Source organism: Acinetobacter sp. UBA3461 (assembly GCF_002381195.1).
Taxonomy (GTDB): Bacteria; Pseudomonadota; Gammaproteobacteria; order Pseudomonadales; family Moraxellaceae; genus Acinetobacter; species Acinetobacter schindleri.
The window spans coordinates 17,401-29,303 of record NZ_DFRO01000025.1; the positions used below are offsets into that span (position 1 = coordinate 17,401).

Annotated in this window: 10 protein-coding genes; 4 read left to right on the forward strand and 6 right to left on the reverse strand. The window is 42.8% G+C overall.

Annotation, left to right across the window (positions count from 1 at the left end; translation table 11 throughout):
* Positions 1-41 precede the first annotated feature (41 nt).
* Both B3D47_RS05665 and B3D47_RS05670 read right to left on the reverse strand, forming a co-directional pair.
* On the reverse strand, positions 42-1,133 hold the full coding sequence (locus B3D47_RS05665) for a 3-deoxy-7-phosphoheptulonate synthase (protein ID WP_111810749.1): 1,092 nt from the start codon (positions 1,131-1,133) through the stop codon (positions 42-44).
* Positions 1,134-1,260: 127 nt separating this feature from the next.
* On the reverse strand, positions 1,261-2,151 hold the full coding sequence (locus tag B3D47_RS05670; protein ID WP_262478318.1) for a sulfite exporter TauE/SafE family protein: 891 nt from the start codon (positions 2,149-2,151) through the stop codon (positions 1,261-1,263).
* 559 nt (positions 2,152-2,710) lie between these two features.
* Between B3D47_RS05670 and lpxB the strand changes: the two genes are divergently transcribed.
* Entirely contained in the window at positions 2,711-3,883 is a 1,173-nt protein-coding gene (gene lpxB, locus B3D47_RS05675) for a lipid-A-disaccharide synthase (protein ID WP_262478319.1), read from the forward strand.
* A gap of 12 nt (positions 3,884-3,895) precedes the next feature.
* Here lpxB and B3D47_RS05680 read toward each other — a convergent pair whose 3' ends face one another.
* Entirely contained in the window at positions 3,896-4,828 is a 933-nt protein-coding gene (locus B3D47_RS05680) for an AraC family transcriptional regulator (protein ID WP_262478363.1), read from the reverse strand.
* 178 nt (positions 4,829-5,006) lie between these two features.
* Here B3D47_RS05680 and B3D47_RS05685 point away from each other — a divergent pair, with 178 nt between their 5' ends.
* A complete protein-coding gene (locus B3D47_RS05685; protein ID WP_248603751.1) occupies positions 5,007-6,221 on the forward strand; it encodes an alkane 1-monooxygenase in 1,215 nt (404 codons plus the stop codon).
* 66 nt (positions 6,222-6,287) lie between these two features.
* Here the strand turns inward: B3D47_RS05685 and B3D47_RS05690 are convergent, their stop codons facing one another.
* On the reverse strand, positions 6,288-8,075 hold the full coding sequence (locus tag B3D47_RS05690; protein ID WP_253170687.1) for an acyl-CoA dehydrogenase: 1,788 nt from the start codon (positions 8,073-8,075) through the stop codon (positions 6,288-6,290).
* A 113-nt stretch (positions 8,076-8,188) separates the two neighbouring features.
* Between B3D47_RS05690 and B3D47_RS05695 the strand changes: the two genes are divergently transcribed.
* Positions 8,189-9,169, forward strand: a complete 981-nt coding sequence (locus tag B3D47_RS05695; RefSeq protein WP_004895070.1) for a GlxA family transcriptional regulator — start codon at positions 8,189-8,191, stop codon at positions 9,167-9,169.
* A 7-nt stretch (positions 9,170-9,176) separates the two neighbouring features.
* Here the strand turns inward: B3D47_RS05695 and B3D47_RS05700 are convergent, their stop codons facing one another.
* Together B3D47_RS05700 and B3D47_RS05705 are read right to left on the reverse strand one after the other, a co-directional pair.
* Positions 9,177-10,373 (reverse strand): MFS transporter, encoded by a 1,197-nt coding sequence (locus tag B3D47_RS05700; protein ID WP_286860491.1) that lies wholly within the window; start codon positions 10,371-10,373, stop codon positions 9,177-9,179.
* Positions 10,366-10,806, reverse strand: coding sequence for a MarR family winged helix-turn-helix transcriptional regulator (locus B3D47_RS05705; RefSeq protein ID WP_286860493.1), 441 nt, complete (start codon positions 10,804-10,806; stop codon positions 10,366-10,368). The genes B3D47_RS05700 and B3D47_RS05705 overlap by 8 nt, the downstream gene beginning before the upstream one ends.
* 254 nt (positions 10,807-11,060) lie before the next feature.
* Between B3D47_RS05705 and B3D47_RS05710 the strand changes: the two genes are divergently transcribed.
* A complete protein-coding gene (locus tag B3D47_RS05710; RefSeq protein WP_262478323.1) occupies positions 11,061-11,780 on the forward strand; it encodes a hypothetical protein in 720 nt (239 codons plus the stop codon).
* The last annotated feature ends 123 nt before the right edge of the window (positions 11,781-11,903 follow it).

Consider the following 11,903-nt stretch of genomic DNA (forward strand, 5'->3'; position numbering starts at 1 on the left):
AAATGCAAACGCCATCTTACGATGGCGTTTTGATCAATCGCTTAGCGATTTGGTAAAACGTCCTTTAACGCCTCATGCATATCAAGTAATGCCTTTTCAGTCGTTTCCCAGTCGATACAGCCATCAGTCACTGATTTGCCGTATTCTAGATCACAAAGGTTGGCCGGGATATCCTGACGACCACCTTTAAGATGACTTTCTACCATAATACCAACAATTGATTTATTTCCATCAATAATTTGTTCAGTGATGTTTTTTAGCACTAATGGTTGTAAGTACGGGTCTTTGTTTGAGTTTGCATGACTGGTGTCAATCATGATCTTGGTACTAACTTTCGCTTTTGCCAAAGCAGTCTCAGCTTCTGCAACAGAACCTGCATCATAGTTCGGTTTGCCATTACCACCACGAAGTACTACATGAGCATATGGGTTACCAGAAGTACGAATGACTGCAACCTGACCTTGATCGTTCAGACCGAGGAAGCTATGACCGTGTTTCACGGATTGCATGGCATTGGTTGCAACAGTCAGGCCGCCATCAGTACCGTTTTTGAAACCTACTGGTGAAGACAGGCCAGATGACATTTCACGGTGAGTCTGGCTTTCGGTAGTACGTGCACCAATCGCTGACCATGAAATTAAATCCTGATAATACTGTGGTGAGTTTGGATCAAGTGCTTCAGTCGCACATGGCAGACCTTTTTCATTCAGCTCAAGTAAAAGCTTACGGCCAATGCGTAGACCTTTTTCAATATTGAACGAGTCATTCATGTCTGGGTCATTGATCAGACCTTTCCAGCCAATGGTAGTACGTGGTTTTTCAAAATACACACGCATTACCAGATACAGGCTGTCTTTTACTTTTTCGCTCAGCACCTTCAGGCGCTCGGCATATTCTTTGGCAGCTTCAGGGTCATGAATTGAACATGGACCAATCACGACAAAAAGACGTTTATCGTTGCCATCAAGAATATTGCGAATCGTTTCACGACCTTTCAGTACGGTTTGATAAGCATTCTCAGTCAAAGGCAACTCAGTCTTTAATTGTGCTGGAGTTACAAGAGGAATCATGCTTTGGATATTCACATCATCAATATCTGATTGTGAAATAGGATTTGACTGTAGTGTATTCATTGCCGTCACTGGTTCGATCATACAAAAGGTTGTTTAATAGCCCGAATATAACATGAATGATGCGTCACTTTGTTATAAAAAAGATGAATAAATCTTTGAAAAAAAAGTGATGAATCTGAGGTTTAGTTTAAACGGCCTGAGATTTTTCTGCTTCCGTTACCAACTCGGGTTGAGCTGGTTGGGCAGGTTTGGATTTGACTGGATTGAGCATAAAGTTTACACCCAGACAGAACAGGGTAACACCCAGAATTTTACGGATAATTTTCTCAGGCATACGTGAACTGATCAATGTGCCGATCACGATTGCAGGAATAGAACCCACCAGTAACCAGCCTAACAAAGCAAAGTCTACATTACCTGCGCTCATATGGCCCAAGCCTGCGACTAAAGTTAGAAGTACGGCATGCACCACGTCAGAACCGATAATACGAATCATCGGCAAATTCGGGAACATCAGAATCAATGCCATAATACCGAATGCCCCTGCGCCCACTGAAGACAAGGTCACAAAAACACCAAGCACGATTCCCATGATGATAATCAGAGCGCGTTTTTTGCCAGATTTAAAATCGACTTTTTCCAGATCCTGGGTCATATCTGGCAATTCTTGTTTACGGTATTTATTAAAGAACTTCTCAATTGAAGCGCGGAATATAATAGAAATACCGGTCAGCGTTAGCATAAAACCGAGTACCATGGTGAGTACTGCTTTATAATGGGTAGATTGACTGAGATAGTTCTCAAGTACCCAATGGGTTGCAAATGAGGCAGGAATACTGCCGATTGCCAGCCAGATCACAATGGGCCAGACAATATTCATTTTTTTTGCATGGACAAAAGAACCGCAGAATTTAGAGATTGCGGCATATAGAAGGTCAGTACCGATTGCAATGTGCGGTTCAATCCGGAATAGGCTGATCAAAATTGGGGTCATCAGTGAACCACCGCCGACACCAGTAATTCCTACACAGAAACCAACTAACACACCTGCTAAAATAAACTCAATCGGACCAAACATCTATATATGCCAATATCAAAAAACGAGCATATCTTATGACTATTAAAGATAAGTGGTTGTCTTGATTAATGATTTGCTTATTCCAAAATAAGATAAAGCAAGTGATTAAGGAGGTATTTTTTCAGCGACAAAATTGGTCTAAAGGATAAGTCCGATACGCTTTCCAAAGAATTTTCTTATAGTTAGGAAATACGATGAAGATAGGTGAAATCGAATTCATGAAATATGATTAACAGTATAAAATTTCTTCTTTATTAAAATAAGCAGATTTATTTGATTTAAAAATAGGCTTTTCGTGATAAGGGAAATTAGAAATTTGGTAGATCATCCCTTATATCATTTTTCAATCGAGCATATTTGTAGTCATGGTGATCCTGGTTATTCTTATCTAAAGTGAATTCAGAAAATCCCAGTAGTCATCATTATATTTGTAGATATAGCGCTTTAAATTTTTACATTCATCATTTTTAAACCATTTCATGCAGATCGGGATCAAGTTCAGCCTTAAGTTTTTCGTCTTATGCTAATATGCTGACAGCAATTCTCTGAGGATCACATCTTGCAAAAACGGAAGCTTAAAATTGGAATCGTCGTGGGTGAAGTATCGGGAGATACCTTAGGTGCCAGTCTGATTCGTCGTTTTCGTGAGCAGGGTATTGATGCTGAATTTGAGGGCATTGGTGGTCCACAGATGATGGCAGAAGGTTTTAAAAGCTATTATCCAATGGATATTCTGTCAGTGATGGGTATTGTCGAAGTCTTAAAAGATATCCGTAAGCTGTTTGCTGTACGTGATGGACTGGTGGAGAATTGGACGAAAGACCCAGTCGATGTATTTATCGGCATTGATGCACCAGACTTTAACCTGCGTTTATCCAAGAGCATCAAGCAACGACAGTTGCCAATCAAAACCGTTCAATATGTCAGCCCATCCGTCTGGGCATGGCGTCAGGGACGTGTACATGGCATTAAAGCCAGTATCGATCTGGTACTGTGTTTATTTCCATTTGAAAAAGTCTTTTATCAAAAATGGCAGGTATCCGCTGCATTTGTCGGACATCCATTAGCGAGTCAATTGCCGATACAAAATCCACTGACTGAAGCAAAGCAGGAGCTGGGACTCGATCCTGCCCAGAAATATATTGCCTTGCTGCCAGGCAGCCGGCGTGGAGAAATTGAACGTCTTGGGCCATTGGTGCTGGATACTGCACAAATTTTGCAACAAAAACATCCTGAATATATCTTCCTGATTCCTGCCATCAATGATGCACGCAAGCAGCAAATTCAAGCCTTACTACAAACTTATCCAGAAAGCTTACAGGCCCAAATTCGTCTGATGGAAAATACCGGTAGCGATTCCAAAATCGGTCGTCAGGTCATGAATGCAGTAGATATCGTCGCTTTGGCATCGGGAACAGCAACTCTGGAAGCAATGTTGTTACATCGTCCAATGGTGACTTTCTATAAGCTGCATTGGTTGACTTATCGTATTGTTAAACTTCTGGTGAAAATTCAGTACTATTCATTGCCAAATATTATTGCTGGCAAGAAAGTGATTCAAGAGCTGATTCAATCTGAAGCAACCCCTGAGAATCTTGCTGCCGAAATTGAAGCATTAATGAATGTTGAAGCAGCACAGATTCAGGCGATGCAGCATCTGACCATGCATAAGCAACTACTTTCAGGGAATAGTGAAGATCCTGTGACTGCCATTTTAGAACTGGTAAAATAATCTTCTCAGCTATTATTGACCCTGATGCTGCTGACGATACTGGCTCGGGGTCAGTTCAAACTGCTTTTTAAAACTCTGACTAAATGCAGTTTCTGAAGAATAACCTACGCGATGCGCAATCTGTTGCACGGTCATTAAGCCATCTCTTAAATAACGTGCTGCCAGACGCATCCTGTGCTGTTGCAGATAAGCCAAAGGCGTTTCACCGACCACTTGCGTAAACAATTGTGCAAATTTGGAACGTGACATATGGCATTGTTCAGCCAGACTTTCAACGGTCCAGCTCTGTTCTGGCTGGCCATGAATGGCAGCTAAGGCACTGGAAAGTTCAGGATGGCTTAAGGCATTTAACCAGCTGGAGGCATGCCGGGCATTCAAAATATAATCCCGCACACATTCAATAAGTAAAATACTGACCAGATGATCGAGAATACGGTCACGGCCCGGACGTGTATTCTGGGTTTCTAAAGCCAGGAACTGTAATCCGATCTGTAACCATTCCGGGGCTGAATCACTCAAAATATGCTGGATATGCAGATAATCCGGCAAAGAGGTAATTAGCGGTCGCGCCATCTGGATATCCATTTTTGAACGAATCGCCAGAATAAAGTTGCGTTGTGGCTGGACCTGACCGAAATCAATACTTTGCTGTGAATGCGAAGCAAAGAAGCTGTTAATGGGACTACTTTGTGTTAGTTCTTGATCATTTGGACAATGCAGCTGGTGCGCTTTGGCAGATGGAAGCAGAATCAGATCACCCTGCTGTAAGACAATGACATGGTCTGAATCTTCAAAGCTGAGCTGTGCCTGTCCATGCAAAATCACATAGGCCAGCATGGACGGTTCATGTCTGTATAACAGTCGATAAGGGTGATGAACATTCAGGTAGATATATTCTGATTTGGCTAAATGTATGTCATCAAAAATTTTACTAAGCGCATCCATGCGTGTTCTATTCTGAATTAAAAAGATATTTTTATTTAAGTCTGCATGTGAATTGAGGTCAGAAATCGGCTGATCAGGACAAAGACGCTGACATAGCTTTTCTGGACGCTGACAACTGTGCACATGCGCTGAATTATTCAACTATAAGGGCAGGGTAACATAAAACAGGAGGGTCGCAATGAATGCCCCTGCAAAAATCACAAATATTCACCTGGAGCAGGACGCTCAGTTGCTGAAGGGCCGCCAGCTAGATAAAAAACGTTTCGGATGGCTGTTGAGTCCGGGTCTACCAGTCATCGGTATGGGTATTTTGGCCGGCTACCATTTTGGACCGAAAGCCACCAAGAAAGTTTTTGCCTTGGGTGGGCCATTATTACTGCATGTCATCATTCCGACACTAGATGCTCTGATTGGCGAAGATGAAAATAATCCCAGCGATGATCAGATCAAAGCTTTGATCAAAGATCCTTATTATGACCGTATCGTAAAATTGTTTATTCCTTTGCAAATGGCTGCTAATGCTTTTGCAGGCTATGTGGTATCACGCCCCAATGTCTCATTGACCGATCAGGTTCTACTCGGGATCTCGATGGGTGCAATTAATGGGGTTGGCGTAAACACCGCCCATGAATTGAGTCACCGCCCGAATAAATCTGATCACTACTGGTCACATGCCAGCCTGATGCCACTGGCTTATAACCATTTCCGGATTGAACATCCTTATGGACATCATAAACGGGTCGCGACGCCTGAAGATCCCGCCTCATCAAAAATGGGGGAATCATTCTACAAATTCTGGCCGCGTACGGTGTTTGGCGGACTTAAATCTGCAATTGAAATTGAAAAACGCCGTTTACAGCGTAAAGGCTTGAGTTTCTTTAGCAAGGAAAATGAATTGTTTCATGGCTGGGGGATGAGTGCTGCTTATCATGGCTTGATGCTGAAAACCTTTGGCAAGAAGATTATTCCATATACGTTAACACAGGCATTTTATGGCATCAGCCTGTTTGAAATTGTCAATTATATTGAACATTATGGTTTGAAGCGTGCTGAAACTGAGAAAGGTAAATACGAGCGTACTTTGCCTGAACACAGCTGGAACAATAACAATATTGTTACCAACCTGTTTCTGTATCAGTTACAACGCCATTCTGATCATCATGCGTTTCCAAGCCGACCGTTTCAGGCATTGCGCAATTTTGAGGAAGCACCTGTCTTGCCAAGCGGTTATGCGACCATGCTGATTCCAGCTTTGATACCACCACTATGGTACAAAATGATGGATAAGCGTGTGTATCAACATTATCAAGGCGACCTGAACAAAGCCAATATCTTGCCTGCTAAACGCAAGCAGATTTTCAGAAAATTTGGCATACAAGATAATGCAGCTTAACTATTTCCAGTTTTGAATAAAAAATGCGCCTTTCAGGGCGCATTTTTTATTCATTTTCGTTAAATCTTAAAACCATTCTGGCTGCATATTCAGGCAGGTATCATCAAAGTTCATCAGTAATTGTGCCTGATGTTCAACTTCAGGCAGTTCCCAGCGGATAAAATATTGAGCTGCCTGCATTTTTCCTGTCAGGAATTGTTGATCTTCGGCATAGTCAGACGAGGCAAATTTTAACTGTGCCTGATTCGCCATTTCCAGCCATAACCAGGCAATAATGGTTTTACCCATCATATCCAGATATAAACCTGAATTCGCCAATGCTGCATCAACTCGGCCTTGATGCAAAGCCTGACCTAAAACCTGCGTGGTTTTTTGCACAGTAGCAAGATGCTTTTTAAAAGTTTCTGCCAGTTCAGCTAACTTATGATCCTGAATCTCGGATAAAGTCTTCTGGATACGCTGCATGAGCAGGCTTAAACCTTTACCGTTGTGTTGCCACAGTTTACGACCGAGTAGATCTAGAGACTGAATGCCATAAGTGCCTTCATGGATTGGATTCAGACGGTTGTCCCGGTAGCATTGTTCAATCGGATATTCACGGGTATAGCCTGCACCACCCAAGACCTGAATCGCCAGGTCATTGGCTTTGGGGCCATAGGCAGAAGGGAAGGATTTGACCACTGGCGTAATCAGATCCAGCAAAATAGCACTCTCTTCATCCTGAGCTGCCTGATGTTCATCAATCAGGCGGGCTGCAAACAGACACAGTGCCAGTGATGCTTCAACATAGGACTTCTGGGTCAACAGCATACGTTTAACATCGCTATGCTCAATAATATTCACTGGTTTACTGTTTGGATCTTTATCGGCTACCGGACGTCCTTGTGGACGGTTTTTGGCATAATTCAGAGACTCCAGATAACCACGATAGCCAATCATTGCCGCACCAAGTCCCACACCGACACGTGCTTCATTCATCATCTTGAACATATATTTTAAACCATGACCTGCTTCACCAAGTAAATAGCCTAAGCAATTGTCATTTTCCCCAAAGCTCAGCACCGTCGAGGTAGTCCCGCGATAGCCCATTTTATGCAGTAGGCCGGCCAATTGAACATCATTAGACTCATCAAGTGAACCATCGGCACGGGTCTTGAATTTTGGCACAATAAACAGGGAAATACCCTTCACGCCTTGAGGTGCATCCTGAATCCGGGCAAGCACAAGATGCACAATATTTTCAGTAATGTCCTGGTCACCCCCAGAGATAAACATCTTATGACCTTTAATCCGATAGGATCCATCTGCCTGAGGAATGGCCTTCGTGGTCAGATCACCAAGGGATGAACCGACATCCGGTTCTGTCAGTGCCATGGTGCCAGAAAAACGGCCGCTGAACATATGGGGTACAAACGTGTGTTTCAGTTCCTCGGTGCCGAAAGCCTGAATCACATTGGCTGCGGCAGCGGTCAAGAAAGAATAAGCCACCGTTGATGGATTGGCAGACATAAAAAAGGCATTACACGCCATATTGACCAGAATTGGTAACTGCATACCGCCGGCATCATAATCATGTTGAGCGCAGAGTAACCCGGCATCGGCAAACTGTTTCCATGCGGTTTTGACTTCAGCAATGGTTTCGACTTTTTTGCCGTCAAAAGTTGGTTCGTGCTGATCTGCTTTGGCATTGTGCGATGCAAAATAATCGGTAGCGATGCCTTTGGCCGTATCTAAAATACTGTCAAAGGTGGTTTTATCATGTTCCTGATAACGTTCAAGCTCGGTCAGCTGTTCCAGTTTAAAAACGTCATACAGCAGGAAATTCAGGTCTTTGTCATTGATAAGTTGAGTCATATTTAGTTTTAAATCGAGTATTCATATGATGTGTTTAAGACTAGTAGTTGCTTTTATTTTTTAGAATTGTCAATAATGACACTTAAGATGTGAAAAGTGACAATGATATTCAGATGAAAAAGGTGGTGGTTTTAGGTTTTGATGGGGCTTTAGCATCGGCTATTACTGGAGTCGTGGATTTATTTGCCATGGCGGGCGTGAGCTGGAACCGGATTCAGCAGCAGGAAATTCATCGTCTGTTTCAGGTAGAAATTGCCAGTGCCCAAGGGCAGGCGATCCGTTGTATTAATGGGATATTGATCCAGGCACATTTAGCTTATGCAGATATCAAGGATGTAGATATTGCCATTGTCCCTACAATTGCCGGGCCGATTATCGAAACCTTGCAACAGAATCCGGAACTGATCCGTTATTTAAAAGAAGCAGACCGGCAGCAGAAAGTGATTGCAGGAAACTGTACGGGGAATTTCTTCTTGGCTGAAGCCGGTATTTTGAATGATCGCCAGGCGACCACGCATTGGGGCTTTCAGGATATGTTTCAGACTCTTTACCCTAAAGTAAAACTTCATGCCGATCAGCTGATTAGCCGGGATCAGCATATCTACTGTGCAGGTGGTGGTCTGGCCTGGTTTGACTTAGGACTGCACCTGATTGAACGCTACTATGGTTTTGAGCTGGCGATGCAGTCAGCCAAATCCTTTGTGATTGATTATCGGCGTGACAGCCAGCTGTCTTATTCCTTACTAAAAATTGGCAAGCCGCATCATGACGAGCTGGTACAAAAAGTACAGGATTGGCTGGAACAGCATTTTCATGAAGCACTTAATCTGGAACAACTGGCAACACGTTTTAACCTCACCACACGTACTTTGATTAGGCGTTTTAAACAGGCACTGGATGTGCCACCGAATCAGTATCTGCAAGCCATCCGGATTGAAGCAGCCCGTAAACGGCTGGAAGAAACCGAACAGGCTGTGGATCTAGTCATGCAACATGTCGGTTATCATGATCCAAGCTCTTTCAGGCGATTATTCCATAAAAAAACGGGGTTAACCCCGTTAGAATATCGCCGTCGATTTAGCCGGCGCTTTTAGCATGTCATCAAGTTGCAGCAGCTTTAACTTTACGTCCATGCAGCAGGTAATACCAAAGCAGACAGCTGAGTGTAATGACCGCACTATACAAATACAAATGCTGATAACCGATCTGATCCAGAAACTGGCCAATAAAATACGGTCCAAAACCAAGTGCAGCATCAAGAGCAATAAAGAAGGTTGATGTTGCCAGTCCCATACGCTCTATTGTGGTACTTTTTACCGCAATGGTCTGGCAAATGGATTGAATATTGCCATAACCAAAACCTAATAACGCTGCACTGGTAAGGAGCATCCATGAATTATGTGCCTGACTGAGTAAACCAATACCGATTGCCATAAGCACAATCGCTGGATACATGATGATATTTTCGCCTTTGCGATCCATCAATGGGCCGGTAAATGGGCGAGAAATCAAAATTGCGGCTGCATACATCAGGAAGAAGAATGAAGCCGCCTGCAACAGGTCAATTTCCTTAGCATACAGGTTAAGGAAAGACAGTACGCCGGAATAACATGCACCAGCAATCAGGATAATAACCGCAATAGGAAAAGCTTTAGGCTCAACAAACTGCGCCAGACGTGAAGTAGGCTGAGCAGACTGCTGCGTACCAGCTTTTGCAGCCAGTTTTACTTTTGAAGTATCAACACCAAAACTGAAGAGCAGACAGGTGAAAGCCACAATAGAAGTAAAAGTGAAAATCACCTTATAGTCATATTGTGACATTAGCCAGATCGCCAGGAATGGACCAACTGCAGTGGCTAGCGTACTACTGGTACTGAAGTAGCCAATGCCTTCAGCACGTCGGGTTGCTGGAATGGTCTGGGCAATGACAGTTCCAATAACAGTCCCTGCGACACCCATCATAAAGCCGTGAGCAAAGCGGATCGCAATCAGATAAGGTACATCCACTGGAATAAAATACAGACCAGAGAACAGGAAAAAGCCCAAGGCTCCGGCAACCAGACTGGCTTTGGCACCCAAATTGGGCAGGAATTTTCCTATCAGCAATCGACCGACTAAAGTCCCAACCACGAATACACCGGAGATTAACCCTGCTTGTGCAGTAGTGGCATCCAGTTCAGCTAAGGCATAACCAACACTGACAATGACCAGGAGATAGAACACCAGAACCAGCTGGAAGTTCATTGCACTAAGAAAAATAAAATTTTTCGTCCAAAGCTTAGATGGAGCCTCAGTCATGTTGAAGCTCCTTTCTCGCCTGAAGGGAATGCATAAACTCTAAAACAAAAGCATGAGCACGTTTCAGCTCATCTTTATTGAAGTCTTGCAGTAATTCTGCTTCCAGAACATCAATCTTGCCGCAACATTGCTGGAACTGTTGTTCACCCATTTCAGATAGCTGCAGTAATTTCTGGCGTTTATCTGTCATGGGTTGTGATTCAATAAAGTTCATTTCCATCAAAATATTTAAACGCTTGGTTACAGCAGGTTTTGAAATCCTGAGTTCCTGAGCGATATCCAGCGCCGTACATTGACCATTCATTTTGATAATGACCAGACTTTGCCATAAGGAATAATTTAAGCCGTGTTCAATTAACACCGCATTCATTTCATCCCCGAGCAATCTTGCACAGCGTAATAATGCAAATCTAAAGCGGGAGGTAGTATCCATGAGGAATAATGTTAACCTGGTTAACTAAATATGCTTAATTTACGCTTATAAATATGAAAATTCAAGTGATGTATCAGTTGCTTCGATATGGCTTAACAGATATTTCAAGGAGTAAATGAGCTAATCTGATGGGAAAAATCTTTGGTTTTCTTTAACATGCAAATCTGGATGCGAGCAGTGGCTAAGGTGGATTTATGCAGGATTTAGACCTAACAACAATTATCAGTGAATGTTTTAAAAGCAGTTCTAATTTAATGATGGATTTACATCAACCAGCAATTACCTTACCTGAACAGCTGATCCACGCAGTTAAAGAGGCAGCACAAACACGCGCATATACTGAAACAATTCATCATGTAATGTTGCTGGATCAATTTGATGCTTCACGACTGAGTTATGTCTTTAGTCCGCTTATTCTGTCCGTGCTAAAACATAAAACCATCTTTATCGCTCCAGCCAATACTGAACTGCAACAGGTGCTGGGGGAATATTTCCGGGTAGAAGCGCTGAAACTAAACCATACCCAGGCCTTACAGGAAATGGATATTTGCTTTGATTTGGCAATTGATGGTTGTTCCATGCCAGATTTACAGCGCTATGCTGTATTCAAGGCCTTACTTGAGCGAAATTGTAAGAGCCTGATTGTCATTGGAAATGAACTGGATGCTGAGTTGAAAATATTACTCGAATCATTCGGTATACAGGTTATCCAGCACAAATTGATACAACAGAATTTTGATTTAACTGAAATTGAATTTAAAAAACTGTTATGGAAAAGGAAGACAGATTCAGTTGCCGTCACTTGTGAAGAGATCACGTCAGCTAATATTGAATTAGTTACTCAACTTAGTGGAATACAGCATGCCGATGCCGAGCGTCTAATTGATGACTTGATGTATAGCGAGCATCTGTTCGAAAAAGTCTCAGTCTTTGGCGAATTTACCGAAACTATTTATAAGCATCAGCTAAAATAAAAGATAGCGGAAAGGCATTATTGTCTCAGAGTTGTAGTGATTAGATTTTAGATATGCGCGCGGTGGCAGAGATGCCACACATTCCCCATCACGACACGACGTCGTAATGGGGGAATAAAAGAC

Bases quoted from the DNA above. Each gene is read 5' to 3' on its own strand.
- B3D47_RS05710 (WP_262478323.1), top strand. From the start codon at position 11,061: ATGATGGATTTACATCAACCAGCAATTACCTTACCTGAACAGCTGATC.
- B3D47_RS05665 (WP_111810749.1), bottom strand. From the start codon at position 1,133: ATGAATACACTACAGTCAAATCCTATTTCACAATCAGATATTGATGAT.
- B3D47_RS05690 (WP_253170687.1), bottom strand. From the start codon at position 8,075: ATGACTCAACTTATCAATGACAAAGACCTGAATTTCCTGCTGTATGAC.
- B3D47_RS05670 (WP_262478318.1), bottom strand. From the start codon at position 2,151: ATGTTTGGTCCGATTGAGTTTATTTTAGCAGGTGTGTTAGTTGGTTTC.
- B3D47_RS05700 (WP_286860491.1), bottom strand. From the start codon at position 10,373: ATGACTGAGGCTCCATCTAAGCTTTGGACGAAAAATTTTATTTTTCTT.
- B3D47_RS05685 (WP_248603751.1), top strand. From the start codon at position 5,007: ATGAATGCCCCTGCAAAAATCACAAATATTCACCTGGAGCAGGACGCT.
- B3D47_RS05705 (WP_286860493.1), bottom strand. From the start codon at position 10,806: ATGGATACTACCTCCCGCTTTAGATTTGCATTATTACGCTGTGCAAGA.
- B3D47_RS05695 (WP_004895070.1), top strand. From the start codon at position 8,189: ATGAAAAAGGTGGTGGTTTTAGGTTTTGATGGGGCTTTAGCATCGGCT.
- B3D47_RS05680 (WP_262478363.1), bottom strand. From the start codon at position 4,828: ATGGATGCGCTTAGTAAAATTTTTGATGACATACATTTAGCCAAATCA.